This window comes from Gordonia sp. UBA7860 (assembly GCF_002500165.1).
Classification (GTDB): domain Bacteria; phylum Actinomycetota; class Actinomycetes; order Mycobacteriales; family Mycobacteriaceae; genus Gordonia; species Gordonia sputi.
On sequence record NZ_DLSO01000083.1, the window covers coordinates 1 to 15,211 of the forward strand.

Consider the following 15,211-nt stretch of genomic DNA (forward strand, 5'->3'; position numbering starts at 1 on the left):
ATGAGCGACATCACGGCGTTCATCGACCAGAACAAGCAGGCGTTGACCAGCTCGGTGGCGAAGCTGTCGACCACGACACGCATCCTCGCGGACAAGGACAACCAGATCCGCGGGCTGCTGCACTCGGCGCCCAATCAGCTCGCCAACTTCTACAACATCTACAACCCGCTGACCGGCTCACTGTCCGGCGTTTTCGGGCTGGGCATGGGCAACAACCTCATCACGCTGCTCTGCGGAACGATGGAGGCCAACAACAGGCCGGGCCAGAGCCAGGCCGACGTCGAGAAGTGTGTCGATGTGCTTGCGCCCGTTCTCGGTTCGATCTCGGTGGCGTACCCGCCTTTCCTCTCCGATCCGGTCGTCGGCAAGAGCGCACTACCCAGCCAGGTCACCTACCAGAACGCCGACGTCAAAGCCCGCGCCCAGCAGGGCATTCGTGATCAGGACGCAGCGACGCGTCGCGGTAACGGCGGCGGGCTCGGCGACCTGCTGGTGCCGTGGGGAGGTGAGGGCTGATGCTGCGCCCCAACCGAACTCGCGGGTCGCGCCGCAGAAGCCTGCGCGCCGCGCTCATGATCGCGGTGGTCACGGCCATCGCGACGGCCTGTGGATTCGACGGCGCCGACAGCCTGCCCGTGCCGGGCGCACAGGGCACCGGCAACGGATCGTACGAGATCTCAGCGGTGATCCCGACCGCGGCGGGTCTCACCAACAACTCACCGGTGATGCTGAACGACGTGACGGTCGGAAGCGTCGGCAATATCGATGTCGACGCGAATTGGCATGCGGCGGTGCCGATCAGGCTCAACCCGGGAGTGCAGGTTCCACGCGGTTCGTACGTGAAGGTCGGGATGACGAGCGTGCTCGGGTCGACGCATCTGGCGATCGTGCCACCCGAGAAGGCGACAACCGGCTACCTTCACGCCGGCGATCAGATCCCGCTGCCCGCGTGCCCGGAGCAGAAGAACATCGAGCAGCCATCGGGCCAGCGGGTCGCAGACATCAACTCCGCCCAGCAGGTACCCCAGTGCGCATACCCGACCACCGAACAGGTGCTCAGCGCGCTATCGGTGGTCCTCAACGGGGGCGGACTCTCGCAGCTCGGCGACATCACCCACGAGCTCAGTCAGGTTCTCGGCGGCAACGCGGCGTCGATTCGTGCACTCGTGCCGCGGCTGAACACGCTCGTCTCCGACCTCGCGAGCCAGTCGGGCGACATCATCAACGCGATGGACGGCCTCGACCGGTTGAGTAGAACGATCAACGAGCAGAAGCCGACCGTCGAAAAGGCGCTTGCCGACGGTCCCGACATCCTGCGCATGCTCAACGACGAACGCGACAAGTTCACCGGCGCATTGTCGGCGCTCAGTGGCCTGTCTTCGACCGTCAACGACGTGTTGCGCGCCAACACCGACGACATCAAGACCATCGTCGCGAACCTGAATCCGACGCTCGGGGCACTCGCTGCGGCAGGGCCTGCGCTGCCCGGGGCGACCAGGATCTTGTTCACCTTCCCATTCTTGGAGGAGACGATTCCGAAGATCGTCAAGGGCGACTACGTGAACTCCGACCTCGTGCTCGACCTGACGGTCGACAGACTCAAACAGACGATTCTGATGACCTCGGGTCTCGTCGGACCAGAAGGCGTGGCGGGCCAGCCTGCCGGAGCGGCCAAGCGCGGGCTCGACCCGTTCACGTCGCCACTCGTGCCCGGCGGTGAGAAGCGGCCCGACAGCTCGGAACCGGTCCCCGCGGGTACTCCGGACTCGACTGCGACGGGCACGTCCACCGCTCCCCAGACACCTGCGTCCCAATCGCCCGCTCCCGCGGATGGGGGTGGCCGATGAAGATCACCAGATTCGTCCGGATGCAGCTCACGATCTTCGCGATCGTCACCGTCGTCGCTCTTGTCGCGATGGCCGTGTACTACGTGCGATTGCCCGCGATGGCTGGTGTCGGCCGCTACGACGTGACTCTCGAGCTCCCGAGCACGGGCGGCATTTACACCAACGCCAACGTCAGCTATCGGGGTGTGAACGTCGGCAAGGTCAAAGAGGTGCGCCTGACGTCCGACGGTGTCGCGGCGACGCTGTCGATCCAGAGCTCGGCGAAGATCCCGGCGGACTCCGCGGCGTCGATCCGCAGCGTGTCGGCGGTCGGTGAGCAGTTCGTCGAGTTCACACCCAAGTCCGGGTCGGGTGGCGAGTACCTCGGCGACGGTGCGGTCGTGCACAGCACCGACGTGCCGGTGGAGATCTCCTCGGTGCTCGAGCAGGCCAACGCTCTGCTCGCCAAGGTGGGCGACACCCGGCTACGCAACGTGATGGACGAGGCGTTCACCGCATTCAACGGAACCGGTGAGGATCTTCGTCGCCTGCTCGACTCGATGACGCTCCTCGTCGCCGACGCCGACAAGAACGTCGACGTGACAATCGATCTGATCAAGCAGACCGGCCCGCTGTTGGAAACGCAGAACAGGACCGCCGATTCGGTCCGTGCGTGGACGGCGAACGCCGTCAAGGTGACCGACCAGTTGCGTGCCAACAAGCCCGAGATCACCGACATACTCACCAAGGGGCCATCGACGGCGTCGAAGTCGCAGCAGTTGTTCGCGGACATGGATCAGACGCTTCCGATGCTGATCAACAATCTCGGCGTCGCGTCGAAGACACTTGCGCTCTACTTGCCGAATCTCCAGCAGGTGGTGGTGATCTATCCGAGGTTGATCAGCGCGCTGTTGACCGCGGTCCATCAGGGCTCGGCCGAGTACGGGCCGAGCGTGCTGTTCTCGCTCGGCTTTCAAGATCCTGCGCCGTGCACCGTCGGATTCATGCCGTCCAACGAGTGGCGCAGTCCCGCCGTGCAAACCGCCCGCGACCTGCCTCCGGGTCTCCTGTGCCGGTTGCCGCAGGATGCGCAGATCGCGGTTCGTGGTGCCAGGAACTTCCCGTGCGCCGAGTTCCCAGGACGACGTGCCCCGACTCCTGAGGAATGCCGAACGGGCTTCAAGGCCAGCACGGAGAAAAACGTGGCTCTGCCCAACGGGATTCCGGGCCTCGTGCCCGCGCCCGCCGGCTATACGACGCCGGGTACCCCCGGGTCGTATGAGGCCGGTCCCGCCGTCTACGGCACCACGTACGATCCGGATACGGGCGACTTCATCGGCCCCGACGGCAAGACGTACAACGCCGGAACCGGCAGGGATGCCCCTGCGAGCAGCGACAGTCAAGGACACAAGAGCACGTGGCAGGGATTGATCACCAGCGGGATGGACGGGTGAGTCGGCAGGTAGGCGCTCAACCGGTCCGCTCGGCACCGCTGCGCCGGGGCCGCAAGAACAAGCGCGAACCGATCGGGCCCGCAGGAATCGAGCCCACAGAAAGCGCCACGGTATCGGCCGAACTCGGCGAGAGCACTGCCGAGGCTGTTGCGGGCGGTTCAGAACCCACGGACAGCGCCGCCGCACCTGCCGAGGACACCACGGAGGTCGTCGAGGGCGCTGACGATTTCACTGAGGTTCCCGCGGAAGCCGTCGAGCCTTCTGCAGAACCCGCGGAGCGCTCTGCCGAACCCGTAGACGGCACAGGGGAACCCGCCGCGGTCAGCTACCGCGAACGGCGAGCCAAAAGGCAGGGTTCGACGCCGAGCCGGCCGGTGGAACGTCGAGCGCGGGTGGGCCGCGGCGCAGGTGGCAAGTGGGTCGTCGCAGGTGTGGTGTGCGCGCTGTTCATCGTCGCGTGCGTCGTCGCGTCGACCTTCTTCGCCGTCGGAACCAGTCGGCTCGACCACCAAAACGAGCTGCGAGCGTCGTACTCGGGCTTTGCACGTCAGATGACAATCGACCTGACATCGCTCAACCCTGGCAACGTCGACAAGGCGTTGCAGACAGTGCAGGACAAGACGAGTGGCCCTGCGCAGCAACGGATCAAGCAGTCCATGGCCCAGGTGACCGACCTGATCCGTACCCAGAATCAGACCGTCACGTCGTCGGTGATCACCGACGCGGTCACCAAGGCGACCGACGACGAGGGCTCGGTGATCGTCGTGTACGGATGGGAGATGAAGTCGCAGGATCCCAAGCAGGAGACTGTTATTCAGACGTTCCGCTGGCGAGTGGACATCACACGGATCAACGGTGATCTCAAGATGACCAACTTCGAGTGGGTGGTCTGATGGCGACCGCAATCACCACGCGCCGGCTCGTCGGAGTGGGCCTCGCCGTCATCGCGGTGGCGTGTGCCGTGCTGACCGGATTTCTCGGATTCAGGTACTTCGACGCTCGTGCCACGGAGGACTCGCGTGAGTCATCACTGTCTGCGGCAAGGGATTACGCGACGACGATGTTCGGCTACGACCCGGTGAACGTTGCCGATCACGTGCAGCGGTCCAAGAACGTCGTCATCGGATCGGCGAAGACCGAGTACGACAGGCTGATCGCGCAGCCGCTGCCCGACGACAAGGACAACTTTGTCGAGGGAGTGCGCAAGCAGCGCGTCGTCTCTCAGGCCGTCATCCAGGACGCAGGCGTCGTGACCAACACACGCGACACCTCGACGGTGCTCCTCTTCATGAATCAGTCGGTCAGCCGCAACGGTAAGGATCTCGTGCGGGTGGACCCGAGCCGACTGACGTTCTCGATGGTCCGCCACGACGACACCTGGATGATCGAGAAGATCGAGATCATCACCGACGACTCGTTCCGCAGTCGTATCGAGCAGACATCGACTCCGCCGGCGGGTGCGGTCCCGCTTCCTGGACCGTCATCGGCGAGTCCATCGTCGGCCAGTCCAGCACCGACTCCGCCGCCTGCCGCTCCCGCTGAATCGTCGGCACCGCCCGCTGGTTAGCGGTAACACTCCCTTTTGTGCGGACGAACCAAATCTGTCCGTGGACTTCATGTCCAGAGGACATGGTGTAAGTCACTCCGGCATAGTTAGTGTCGTGTGGCACACAGCAGGGCGGCGCCGAGGGGAAATTTCCGCGAATAAGCGTCCGCCGCAACGACTTTCGTGATGAATCACGATGCAGTCCTCGAATTCAGTCACCTATCGGTGATGTCGTCGCACCTGTTGTGCAGCGCCAACAGATTCGAGAGAGGTCCGTGTCGATGTCGGAAGTGTCCAATTCGGAATTGCAGGGTAAGCGCGTTTTCATCACCGGTTCTGCGCGCGGTGTCGGGCGGGGAATCGCCGAGCTGGCGATCAGCCGCGGCGCTCAGGTGGTGATCAGTGACTTCGACGAGGACCGTGTCAACGCCGTCTGTCCCGGATTCGCGGATACGTCGATGGTCGACCGGCTCGCCCCCGAGTTCGAAGCGGCGACCGACGCCCCCTTCGGTGACCTCGTCGCCGCAAAGCAAGGACGTCTCGGAACCGTGGAAGACATCGCGGAGGTCGCGTGCTTCCTCGCATCCGACCGCGCGAGTTGGGTAACCGGAAGCCACTATATGCTCGACGGCGGGCTCACCGCTTCCCTTGTCTGACTTCGTATTTCGACTCACTCCGACCTATACGTAGAAAACGATCCACCAGTGGAGAAAGAGGACCAACTCATGTCACAGAAGCTGGACGGTCGCGTTGCCGTCGTCACCGGAGCGGGCGCAGGACTCGGCGCCGCAATCGCCAGACGGTTCGGAGAGGAGGGTGCGCGTGTGGTGGTCTCCGACATCAACGCCGACGCCGCCAAGTCGGTCGCGTACTCGATCGACGGCGCTATCGCGTGCACCACGGATGTCACCGATGAGGCGCAGGTGCAGCAACTGATCGCCGACACGCAGGATCATTTCGGCGGGCTGCACATCATGGTTCCCAACGCGGGGGTCGGTTCCGTGCAGCCGATTGCGGAGATGTCGTACGCGGACTGGCGGAAGACCACGTCGGTCAACCTCGACGGCGTGTTTCTCTCGATCCGCTACGCCGCACCGGCGATCATCGCGTCCGGCGGAGGGTCGATCGTGACGATCAGCTCGATCACCGCGACCGCTGGCTCCGCGCTGATCGCGCCGTATGCCGCGGCCAAGGCTGCCGTACGCAACCTCACCGAGACCGCAGCCGCGGAGTTCCGGGCGCACGGCATCCGGGTCAACGCCGTACTGCCGGGCTTCATCGATACGGAACTGGTCACCACCGCGGCTCCGCTGTTCGAAGCCGCCCTCGGGCTACCCGAAGGCGGCTTCGACGCGGTCATGGCGCAGAAGCAGGGCCGCTACGGAACGCCGGAAGAAGTAGCTGCTGCGGTGACCTTCTTCGCCTCGGACGAGTCGTCGTGGTGCAACGGCAGCAGCCTCGTGCTCGACGGTGGATTCGTGAGTTCGCTGCTCTGAAGCCGAGCCTGGGACTCGAGTCAGGAGACCTGATAGCCCATCGGCATCATCGTCGACTTGTGTTCGACGAACGACTCGAGTCCCTCGGGCCCGCATTCGCGGCCGATGCCCGAGCTCTTGAAGCCACCGAACGGTGAGCCGGGGTCGATGGCGTAGAAGTTGATCCCGAAGGTGCCGGTGCGGATCTTCTCGGAGATTTCGATGCCCCGCTCGACGTCGGCGGTCCACACGGTGCCCGCCAGGCCGTAGTCGGAGTCGTTGGCGATGGCGATCGCGTCGTCGACGTCGTCGTAGGTGATGACCGACAGCACCGGGCCGAAGATCTCTTCCTGGGCGATCGTCATGTCGTTGGTGACGTCGGTGAAGATCGTCGGGGTGAGGAAGTAGCCGGAGTCGAGGCCTTCGGGGCGGCCGCCTTCGAGGGTCGCGGTGGCGCCCTCTTGCTTGCCCTTGGCGATGTAGCCCTCGATCTTCTCCAGCTGGCGCTTGTTGATGACTGGTCCGAGCTGGCTGTCGGGTTCGCTCGGCAGGCCGACCTTCATGGCGTTGGCTGCCTCGACCATTGCCGCGACGATCTCGTCCTTGCGGCTCGCGGGTACCAACACCCTGGTCTGCGCGACGCACGCCTGTCCGGTGTTGAACAGGCCGAGGAAGACCATCATGCCGATGTTGTTGATGTCGACGTCGTCGAGGACGATCGCCGCCGACTTGCCGCCGAGCTCCAGCGAGCAGCGTTTGAGCGATTCGGCGCACGCGGCGCCGATCTGCCGACCGGCGGCCGTCGATCCGGTGAACGTGATCTTGTCGACGTCCGGGTGTGCAACCAGCGCTTTGCCGGTGTCCGGCCCGCCGGGGATTATCGAGATGACTCCCTCGGGGACGCCTGCCTCGGTGAAGATCTCGGCGACGGCGTTGGCCGTTCGCGGTGTCTCCGGTGCCGGTTTGAGCACCACCGAACAGCCTGCAGCCAGCGCTGCGCCGAGCTTGTTGCAGACGAGGAAGAGCGGGACGTTCCATGCGGTGATCGCGCCGACGACCCCGACCGGTTCACGCGTGATGCGCGTGGTGCCGAACAGGCCGTTGCGGTACTCGGTCCAGTCGTAGTTGCGTGCGGCCTCGGCGTACGAGCGCAGCACGCCGGTGCCGGGCAGCTTCTGCAGCATGTCGACGGCGCTCGGCGGGGCGCCCATCTCCGACGACACCAGAGCCGAGATCGCTTCTGCGCGTTCGTCGATGATGTCGGCCACGCGATCGAGCACGGCTGCACGGTCTTCCGGAGACTTCTGCGACCACACGCCAGAATCGAAGGCGGCGCGAGCGGTACGGACTGCCGTGTCGACGTCGACCTCGTCGGCGAGCGGAACGGATGCGACTCGCTCGCCGGTCGCGGGCGAGAAAACCTCGAGGGTCTCGGTCGAATGGGGCTTCACCCACGTGCCGCCGATGTAGAGCTCGGTCCGGTCGTCGGATGTGCCTGCCTCGTTCGAAGAACGAGGTTCGACGGTCTGGGTCATGCGTGCTCCTGAAGTTGGTACCCGATGTTTCCCTCGACTCCGCTGTGCTCTGGAGATTGCTGAACACTCTTCGGGGAGGGGCGCGGACAGGTGTGAACCACCGCACATCCAATACTAGAACACGTTCTAACTCTGGTGTCGAGATCAGGAATCGAAGGCGATGCGGGCGGCAAATCCTTCGACGGCGTCGTCGAGTATCGCGATCCGCGCGGGGGTGTCGGGTGCTTCGAGGAGTGACTGTCGGTCGGCGGCGCCGATCGGAAGGCGGGCCGCCCAGCCGAAGAGCCCGGCGTCGTCGAGGTCGGCGTCGTCGAACGAAGGCAGGTCGTCGGGGATGGGTGTGCCACGCCGGGTATAGGCGTCGACGACGATCTCGCGGATGCGGGCTCCGAGCGCGAGCGAGTCGGCACGGGCCGTGGCGGTGGTCTTCGGCTCGTTGAGGACCGACACTTCGGCGCGCGGGTACGGATCATCGGGCAACCATTCGGTCACCCGGAAACGTCTGGTGCCGACGCAATGGACGTACGACAGTCCGCCCGGGTCGCGGCTCACGCGGTCGATTGCCGCGAAGGTTCCGACGTCGTGGCGAACATCGCCGCCGCCGACCTCCGAACCGCGCGCGATGAGAACGACACCGAAACGTGGCGGGCCGTCGGCGACGGCGAGGCAGTCGTCGAGCATCGTTCGATAGCGCGGTTCGAAGATCCGCAGCGGAAGCACCTCACCCGGCAGCAGCGCTGTGCCGAGCGGGAACATGGGTTGTGCGCTCATGTTCACACTCTCCGTGTGGGCAATGGTCTATCCGGTGTGAAAGGGATTGTCAGGCAGAGGGTTTCGCGTCGAGAACGACCTCGAACTCGAGAAGGTCTGCGCCGCTGGCGACGGGTTTTGCGCGCTCACCCGAATGAGCCTCGCGTGCGGGGCCGGCAGCCCATGCTCGGAAGTCCTCTTCGGTCTCCCACTGCGTGACGACGAAGTAGCGGTCGTCGCCCTTGACCGGCCGCAGCAGCTGGAATCCCAGGAAGCCTTTCGAGCCGTCGACCGAGTGCGCGCGGTGTGCGAAGCGCTTCTCGAGTTCGGGCCCTGAGCCCTCGGGGACATGGATCGCGTTGATCTTCACAACAGTCATGTCCTCAGCCTAGTTCGGAATGTCCGTGCGTCGGATTAACCTCATTCACTGTGACTGCATATTCGACGCCCGAGGCGGGGTATGTGACGGCAGAGACGGGCCTGCTCGATCACGGCGGTCCGGACCGGGGCCTCGATGCACAGCAGTCGACGGACACGCTCGGTGTCGGGCCGATCGTGCTACTCCACGGACTCATGGGGCGTGGCCGCACCTGGCGGCGCCAGATCCCCTGGCTACGTAGGTATGGCCGGGTGTTCACGTTCGACGCCGCGTTTCACACCGGAGCCGACGCCGCGCTCATCTCCGATCCCGGGGAGGTCTCGACCGAACGATTCGTCGCCGACCTCGCCGAGATCCTCACCTGGATCGACCTCGGACCCGCTGTGCTGGTTGGGCATTCGATGGGCGCGCTGCATGCGTGGTGCGCCGCCGCGGAGTACCCCGAACTGGTCAGCGCGCTCGTCGTCGAAGACATGGCGCCGGACTTCCGTGGCCGCACCACCGCGGAGTGGACGCCCTGGTTCGACTCGTGGCCGGACCGATTCAGCTCACTCGGACATGCCAGGCAGATGTTCGGCGACGTCGCGGGACGGTATTTCTACGAGGCCTTCGACGACGGCGCGTTGCACGGTCAGCTCGCAACCTGGGCTGCGATCGCGCAGGAGTGGGGTCAGCGCGACTTCTGGGATCAGTGGCGCAGCGTTCCGGTGCCGAGTCTGCTGATCGAAGCCGAGCACACCGTGACGCCCGAGGGACAGATGCGGAAGATGGCGTCGATCAACGACCACTCCGCTCACATCCAGGTCAACGGCGCAGGTCACCTCATACACGACGACGCCCCGGAGGTCTTCCGGGGCGCCGTCGAAGCGTTTCTCTCTGCGTTGCCGTATCGGTAAGCGCTCAGGGAGCGGGTGGCGCGATCGGCTCGTTGACGATGCGACGGAACGCGTGTACCTGGAACAGCGCGGCGAGCGGTGCCGACACGATCAGTCCGATGCCGCAGATCAGGGCGCCCACGAGGTTGGTGAGCCACACGATGATCAGGGTCAGGATCGAGTCGCCGATCCTGTTGGTGGTGACCCTGAACGAACGAGTGATGGCGTCGCCGGGCGATTTGCCCTCACTGATCGTCGCGAGGACAGCGAACTGCAGGAGGAATCCCGCGATGAGGCCGCCGATACCGATGCACAGGGAGGCGACGCCGGTGATGAGTCCGACGAGGATTGCTGTGCCGATGACGGGGCCGAAGCGGATGGGCACCAGGAACGATTTGGCGTCGACGGATTCTCCGTTGGCGACACGTACCGCGCCGGAGAGAATCGCTGCTTCGATGTACAGCAGGATCAGAAGCCCGATGATGTAGATCGCGATGAATGCAGCGAGTCCTCCGGAGCTGATCGACGTGGACTCGTAGCTGTAGCTGGTGCCGCCGTATTCGGAGCCGCCGAGTGTTTCAGTGGTGGTGGTCGTGTAGAGCGACGAACCCCAAACGACCAATGACCAGAACACAAGTGCTACGAGAGCCATGATCACGCCGGGCAGAATCATCGGGCCGGGTTTGGCCTTGAACTGGCTCCACGCCCAACTGAAGCTTTCGCCGACGCTGAACGGGGTGCCCGGAGCGCCGGGTGCCGGGGCAGCGGGGTAACCCGGAGCGGCACCGAACTGGCCGGGAGGCGGCGTACCGCCGGGGGGAACCGAACCCGGCTGCGGTTGCCCGTACTGGGGCTGCCCGTACTGGGGCTGGCCGGTCGGAGGTTGCCCGTACTGGGGCTGCCCGTACTGGGGCTGACCGGTCGGAGGTTGCCCGTACTGGGGTTGACCGGTCGGAGGTTGCCCGTACTGGGGTTGACCGGTCGGGGGCTGGCCGGTCGAGGGCTTGCTGAGGTCGGGTTGCCCGTATTGAGGTTGGCCGGGTGCGGGTTGGCCATACTGGGGTTGTCCGTACTGGGGTTGGCCCGGCGTGGGGTTCGTCCCGTATGGCTCATTCGGGTTGGATTCGGAAGGCGTCGATTCGTTCGGCGGCTCAGTCATCAGGCAAAGCTAGCAACCCTTGGGGCTCAGTTGAAGAGTACGAACGACATATTGCTGACCGTGTCGTGGTCCGGCTGATCTGCCGCTTGGGCGAGGGTGTGCTCAGCCCGCCTCGCCTGCCAGGCAGAAGCGGCCGTCCGAGGTGATTTCGACCAGGCCGTCGACGAGAAGTGAGTCGAGAGCCCGGTCACGCTGTGCTGTGTCGGTTGTCCAGACGATGTCGAGTCGGTCGCGGACGACCGGCCCCTCGGTGCCGCGCAGAACGTCGAGTAGCAGTCCACGGACCTGACGGTCGGTACCCGCGAACTTCTGCACGCGCTTGGGCGGGCCGGTGTGGGCGGGTTTGCCCGCCTCGACCCACGCGCACGACAGCGGGCACCGCGCGCAGTCGGGGTTCCGCGCCGTGCAGACCAGGGCGCCGAGCTCCATCAGTGCGGCGCTGAAACGCGGCGTCGACGACGCATAGGAGCCGTCGGGATCGCGGGGCAGCACGGCCTCGGCGTCGGCGAGATCTCTCTTCGACGGATTGCCGGGCTCGGCACGCCCGTGGACAGCACGCGCGAGAACGCGCCGGACGTTGGTGTCGACGACGGGAACCGACTGGCCGTAGGCGAAACAGGCGACTGCCCGGGCGGTGTAGTCGCCGATGCCCGGCAGAGTGAGCATCGTCGCGACGTCGTCGGGGACCCTGTCGTCGTGATCGGCGGCGAGCACCCGCGCGCATTCGTGAAGGCGCAGCGCACGACGCGGATAGCCGAGCTTTCCCCACGCCCGCAGGACGTCGCCGGGCGACGCGGCTGCCATCGCCGATGGGACGGGCCAGCGTCGGACCCACGCACGCCACGGTTCGACGACGCGGGCCACGGGTGTCTGCTGGAGCATGATCTCGCTGATGAGAATCTGCCAGCCCGAAAGCCCTGGTTCGCGCCATGGCAGGTCGCGCTCATTGGCGTCGAACCAGCCCAGCAGCACTTGAGGTGGCAGACTAAACGACATGATCGGATTGACCCCGAAACAGGCGTGGGACGTTCTGCGCGAAGGTAACCGGCGCTTCATCAACGGAGAGTCTGAGCATCCCAGTCAGGGTATCGAGGACCGCGCGCGTCTCGTCGCAGGCCAGCACCCCCACGTCGTGCTGTTCGGCTGCGCCGACTCGCGACTGGCGGCGGAGATTATCTTCGACCAGGGGCTCGGCGACATGTTCGTGGTTCGCACTGCGGGCCACGTTGTGGACTCGGCGGTGATGGGCTCACTCGAGTACGCCGCGGAGGTGCTCGAGGTGCCGCTCGTCGTGATCCTCGGTCACGACAGCTGTGGAGCGGTCAAGGCGACGCTCGACGCTCTCGATGACCTGCAGATTCCCGGTGGCTACATCCGCGACGTGGTCGAACGCGTCACGCCGAGCATCCTCGCGGGTCGCAGCGAGGGGCTGACCAGGGTCGACGAGTTCGAGGCGCGACACGTCGTCGAAACCGGCCGCTTGCTGATGCAGCGCAGTCGGATCATCGCCGATCGGGTGGCCAACGGAAAGCTGGCCATCGTCGGACTGACGTACGCGCTCAACGAGGGAGCCGTTCAGTTACAGGGTGCCTACGGCGACATCGGCCAGAGCTACGTCGAGATCGATACCGCTGGAAATGGTCACAAGGGCGCACACGAAGCGTCTCCAGCTGTCGACGAGGCCGCGTCTGCATGAGGCTCACGCGGCTCGTGGATCACGCAGCTGAAGTCAACCTTTAGACTTTGCGCCGGTCAGGCGCGTTTTTCTCAGCGACACGCCGCTTCGGGTCAGCCGTCGTATAGAACGTGGCCGTTAGCGTGGATGCGTGATCGAACCGCAGGGCCCGTTGCCATCTGAGATCTATTGGCGTCGTCGTATCGTCGCCGGTGGTGTCGGTGTGGCTGTGCTTGCCCTGGTCATCGGTTTGATCGTGTGGACCACCTCCGGAGGCGACAAGTCGCCGTCGAACGCCGCGTCGTCGTCGTCGATCTCGACAACGACGACGCCCGCGTACGGATCTTCGGAGTCGTCGGAAGCCCCGTCCGGTGGGGCAGGCAACGGTGGCGGCGGTAGCGGCGGAAACAATGCTGCGGGCGTGTCCGGTCAGCCGGGAGCGTCGCAGGCTTCCGGAGACGTTCCGGCTCCCGCGACCGGAGTGAACGGGACTCCGCTGTGCCCCGACCAGAACATCGCCGTGGTGCTCTACACCGACAAGCCGACCTACACGGTCGGCGATCAGCCGGTGTTCACGATCGTCACCACCAACGCGGGTCTGACCGCGTGCACCCGCGACGTCGGGAAGGCCGCGCAGAATGTTGTCGTGAGAACACTCGATGGCACACGCACGCTGTGGTCGGCGCAGGATTGCTCGCCGCTGAAAGACGTGAACAACGTCGTGCTGCAACCGAAGCAGCAAGCCACGGACACCATCACCTGGTCGGGTACGACGAGCAACCCCGGCTGCGACAAGCCGCGCGTCCAGGTGCCGGTCGGGTCGTATCAGGCGATCGGCAAGATGGGCGAGAAGGAATCGGCGCCGATCACGTTCAACGTCGTGGCGCCGGCGCAGCAGTAGCGTCCTGCGGGTTCAGCCGGCGACGCCAGGTGCCGACGCTCTGGGATCGGTATCCCTGCTCTTGATGGCCGCACCGACCTCAACGATGGCCGTGCGGATCATGTCACCGTATGCATCGTGGGACAGCGCTGCCGCGTGCCGCTCTGCGGTGCGAATGTGCTCGGCCGCGGCGTCGAATGCGCTCAGGCGGCGGAGATCGTCGGCGATGTTGAGGTGCAGGCTCGGGTAGAAGCCTGCGACACGAAGTCCGTCGTGATGTTGCCCGGTGCGCTCATCGGTGAGTGCTGCAGCGGCGTCGAGCGCGCGGATGTCCCAGACCAGGGCTTGCGCGGGATTGTTGTAGAGGTCGGCCAGGTAGTGAGCCAGGGTGCAGCGGTGGAACGGATCGCCCGCGGCGCCGATGCGGTCCCAGATCTCGAGTAGATCGCGCTGCGCCGACGCCGCGTCACCCGTGTGCCCGAGGGCGACGGCTTTGCTGATCGCATCCATCGTCGGGTCGGTTGTGGTGGTTGCGTCCATCGTGTCCATGCGCTCCTTCGGTTCGGGGTCAGTCGGGCCTGCAGGGCATGACGAGCGTCGTGAGGTCGCCGTCGTCTGCTGAGCGAACGGTGGCCGGCTGATCGGTAGAGCGAAGGTCGAGGATCACGTCGCTGCCGAGTGCGTTGCTCAGCGCCGGGTACAGGGTGGTCAGCTCGAACCAGATCGTCATGTCGTGGCCCGTCGACGTGCCGTCGAGTCGTGTGGATTCGTCGGGCAGGAGCAGGATGGCCCGGCCGTCGGCGACACGCAGACCGACCTTCTCCGATGCTCGCTCCAGGGCTTTCAGGAACTGTCGGGTCCCGACGGTGACGCGATGCGTCGGAGGGGCGAGAGAGTCGAGTAATGCCGAGCGATCGGGGAAGTCTGCGGTCAGCAGGCGGCAATGTGTCGCGTTGCCGTCGGCCGCGCGTAGATCGAGGGTCGTGGCGCAGGCGTCAAGCGTCACTGACGGACTGCGGCGCAGCAGGGAGGTCGACGCCGCGAGGTCTTCGCCGGCGACGGTCGCCGCCCAGGGGTGGTCCGCCGTCGGCAGTCGGCTCCCCACCAAGGTTCGGGTGGTCAGCCGATAGCGATCGGTTGCGGTCAGCGAGATTCCGTCGTCGTCGACCTCGACGCGTACGCCGCGCAGGACAGCGAAGTCGGGGTCGTCGGCGGTGGAGGTCAAGACTTGATGGACTGCCGCAGCGAGGACCGGGCCAGCGACCGTGCAGAGTGGGTGGCAGGCTGCATCGTCGAGCGAAGCCTTGAGAGTTGTTGCGGCACGGGCGATCTCGTCGGCCTCAGCGTTGACCCTGGCAACCTGCTCGTCGATGAGCTTCGTGGCCTCCTCGGCGGTCGCCTCGAAGAACCGATTGATTGTCGGCAGGGGCATCCCGATTGCACGGAGCCCGCGCAGCCGCGTGGCGCGCGTCAACTGCGACCTGCTGTAGAACCGATACCCAGACGCCGGGTCGACGTGGTGGGGGCGGAGCACGTCGGCGTCGTCGTAGAACCGCAGCGCACTGGTCGTGAGTCCGGCGAGCTCGGCGAACGCGCCGATCGACATCAGTTCCGTGTCATTCACTCGAACATCATCGAGTCTCGACCCACTCGAAGG

At 65.4% G+C, this 15,211-nt stretch carries 16 protein-coding genes and 1 pseudogene; 10 read left to right on the top strand and 7 right to left on the bottom strand.

Annotated features, from left to right (window positions below; genetic code table 11):
* From B3T59_RS10570 to B3T59_RS10600, 7 genes and pseudogenes are all read left to right on the top strand, one after another.
* Positions 1-516 (top strand): annotated as a pseudogene (locus tag B3T59_RS10570) (mammalian cell entry protein); the annotation flags it as partial.
* Positions 516-1,847, top strand: a complete 1,332-nt coding sequence (locus B3T59_RS10575) for an MCE family protein (RefSeq protein WP_287002209.1) — start codon at positions 516-518, stop codon at positions 1,845-1,847. The pseudogene B3T59_RS10570 and the gene B3T59_RS10575, both read left to right, overlap by 1 nt.
* Complete coding sequence (locus B3T59_RS10580) at positions 1,844-3,280, top strand: MCE family protein (protein WP_064862661.1); 1,437 nt, start codon at positions 1,844-1,846, stop codon at positions 3,278-3,280. Before B3T59_RS10575 ends, B3T59_RS10580 begins: the two co-directional genes overlap by 4 nt.
* A complete protein-coding gene (locus B3T59_RS10585; protein ID WP_251722289.1) occupies positions 3,277-4,173 on the top strand; it encodes a hypothetical protein in 897 nt (298 codons plus the stop codon). The genes B3T59_RS10580 and B3T59_RS10585 overlap by 4 nt, the downstream gene beginning before the upstream one ends.
* Positions 4,173-4,847, top strand: a complete 675-nt coding sequence (locus B3T59_RS10590; protein WP_197502350.1) for a hypothetical protein — start codon at positions 4,173-4,175, stop codon at positions 4,845-4,847. The genes B3T59_RS10585 and B3T59_RS10590 overlap by 1 nt, the downstream gene beginning before the upstream one ends.
* A gap of 260 nt (positions 4,848-5,107) precedes the next feature.
* Positions 5,108-5,482, top strand: coding sequence for an SDR family oxidoreductase (locus B3T59_RS10595; protein WP_287002210.1), 375 nt, complete (start codon positions 5,108-5,110; stop codon positions 5,480-5,482).
* Between the two features lie 69 nt (positions 5,483-5,551).
* A complete protein-coding gene (locus tag B3T59_RS10600; protein WP_251722287.1) occupies positions 5,552-6,322 on the top strand; it encodes a glucose 1-dehydrogenase in 771 nt (256 codons plus the stop codon).
* Between the two features lie 20 nt (positions 6,323-6,342).
* Here the strand turns inward: B3T59_RS10600 and B3T59_RS10605 are convergent, their stop codons facing one another.
* The 3 genes from B3T59_RS10605 to B3T59_RS10615 form a co-directional block, all read right to left on the bottom strand.
* The gene (locus B3T59_RS10605; RefSeq protein WP_064862664.1) at positions 6,343-7,836 is read right to left on the bottom strand and encodes an aldehyde dehydrogenase; all 1,494 of its coding nucleotides are present in this window, start codon (positions 7,834-7,836) and stop codon (positions 6,343-6,345) included.
* A 144-nt stretch (positions 7,837-7,980) separates the two neighbouring features.
* Positions 7,981-8,592: an LON peptidase substrate-binding domain-containing protein gene (locus B3T59_RS10610; RefSeq protein ID WP_064862665.1), complete on the bottom strand. Its 612-nt coding sequence runs from the start codon at positions 8,590-8,592 to the stop codon at positions 7,981-7,983.
* Between the two features lie 64 nt (positions 8,593-8,656).
* Entirely contained in the window at positions 8,657-8,965 is a 309-nt protein-coding gene (locus tag B3T59_RS10615) for an antibiotic biosynthesis monooxygenase family protein (protein WP_287002211.1), read from the bottom strand.
* A 50-nt stretch (positions 8,966-9,015) separates the two neighbouring features.
* Between B3T59_RS10615 and B3T59_RS10620 the strand changes: the two genes are divergently transcribed.
* Positions 9,016-9,861, top strand: coding sequence for an alpha/beta fold hydrolase (locus tag B3T59_RS10620; protein WP_376782654.1), 846 nt, complete (start codon positions 9,016-9,018; stop codon positions 9,859-9,861).
* Between the two features lie 4 nt (positions 9,862-9,865).
* Here B3T59_RS10620 and B3T59_RS10625 read toward each other — a convergent pair whose 3' ends face one another.
* The gene (locus B3T59_RS10625) at positions 9,866-10,999 is read right to left on the bottom strand and encodes a hypothetical protein (RefSeq protein WP_287002212.1); all 1,134 of its coding nucleotides are present in this window, start codon (positions 10,997-10,999) and stop codon (positions 9,866-9,868) included.
* Between the two features lie 102 nt (positions 11,000-11,101).
* Positions 11,102-11,995 carry an A/G-specific adenine glycosylase gene (locus B3T59_RS10630; RefSeq protein ID WP_039855136.1) on the bottom strand — a complete coding sequence of 298 codons (894 nt, stop codon included), beginning with the start codon at positions 11,993-11,995 and terminating at the stop codon, positions 11,102-11,104.
* Here B3T59_RS10630 and B3T59_RS10635 point away from each other — a divergent pair.
* Both B3T59_RS10635 and B3T59_RS10640 read left to right on the top strand, forming a co-directional pair.
* Positions 11,994-12,695, top strand: coding sequence for a carbonic anhydrase (locus B3T59_RS10635; protein ID WP_251722281.1), 702 nt, complete (start codon positions 11,994-11,996; stop codon positions 12,693-12,695). The two genes, B3T59_RS10630 and B3T59_RS10635, sit on opposite strands and share 2 nt — an antisense overlap.
* A gap of 130 nt (positions 12,696-12,825) precedes the next feature.
* A complete protein-coding gene (locus tag B3T59_RS10640) occupies positions 12,826-13,575 on the top strand; it encodes a hypothetical protein (RefSeq protein ID WP_064863433.1) in 750 nt (249 codons plus the stop codon).
* A 12-nt stretch (positions 13,576-13,587) separates the two neighbouring features.
* On the opposite strand, the gene B3T59_RS10645 is transcribed toward B3T59_RS10640, so the two are convergent.
* Positions 13,588-14,094: a hypothetical protein gene (locus B3T59_RS10645; protein ID WP_376782656.1), complete on the bottom strand. Its 507-nt coding sequence runs from the start codon at positions 14,092-14,094 to the stop codon at positions 13,588-13,590.
* A gap of 28 nt (positions 14,095-14,122) precedes the next feature.
* Complete coding sequence (locus B3T59_RS10650) at positions 14,123-15,178, bottom strand: MerR family transcriptional regulator (RefSeq protein ID WP_251722278.1); 1,056 nt, start codon at positions 15,176-15,178, stop codon at positions 14,123-14,125.
* Positions 15,179-15,211: the final 33 nt, after the last annotated feature.

Coding starts and splice junctions, on each gene's coding strand:
- B3T59_RS10635 (WP_251722281.1), top strand. CDS start 11,994: ATGATCGGATTGACCCCGAAACAGGCGTGGGACGTTCTGCGCGAAGGT.
- B3T59_RS10590 (WP_197502350.1), top strand. CDS start 4,173: ATGGCGACCGCAATCACCACGCGCCGGCTCGTCGGAGTGGGCCTCGCC.
- B3T59_RS10595 (WP_287002210.1), top strand. CDS start 5,108: ATGTCGGAAGTGTCCAATTCGGAATTGCAGGGTAAGCGCGTTTTCATC.
- B3T59_RS10630 (WP_039855136.1), bottom strand. CDS start 11,995: ATGTCGTTTAGTCTGCCACCTCAAGTGCTGCTGGGCTGGTTCGACGCC.
- B3T59_RS10605 (WP_064862664.1), bottom strand. CDS start 7,836: ATGACCCAGACCGTCGAACCTCGTTCTTCGAACGAGGCAGGCACATCC.
- B3T59_RS10615 (WP_287002211.1), bottom strand. CDS start 8,965: ATGACTGTTGTGAAGATCAACGCGATCCATGTCCCCGAGGGCTCAGGG.
- B3T59_RS10575 (WP_287002209.1), top strand. CDS start 516: ATGCTGCGCCCCAACCGAACTCGCGGGTCGCGCCGCAGAAGCCTGCGC.
- B3T59_RS10610 (WP_064862665.1), bottom strand. CDS start 8,592: ATGTTCCCGCTCGGCACAGCGCTGCTGCCGGGTGAGGTGCTTCCGCTG.
- B3T59_RS10625 (WP_287002212.1), bottom strand. CDS start 10,999: ATGACTGAGCCGCCGAACGAATCGACGCCTTCCGAATCCAACCCGAAT.
- B3T59_RS10600 (WP_251722287.1), top strand. CDS start 5,552: ATGTCACAGAAGCTGGACGGTCGCGTTGCCGTCGTCACCGGAGCGGGC.
- B3T59_RS10580 (WP_064862661.1), top strand. CDS start 1,844: ATGAAGATCACCAGATTCGTCCGGATGCAGCTCACGATCTTCGCGATC.
- B3T59_RS10645 (WP_376782656.1), bottom strand. CDS start 14,094: ATGGACGCAACCACCACAACCGACCCGACGATGGATGCGATCAGCAAA.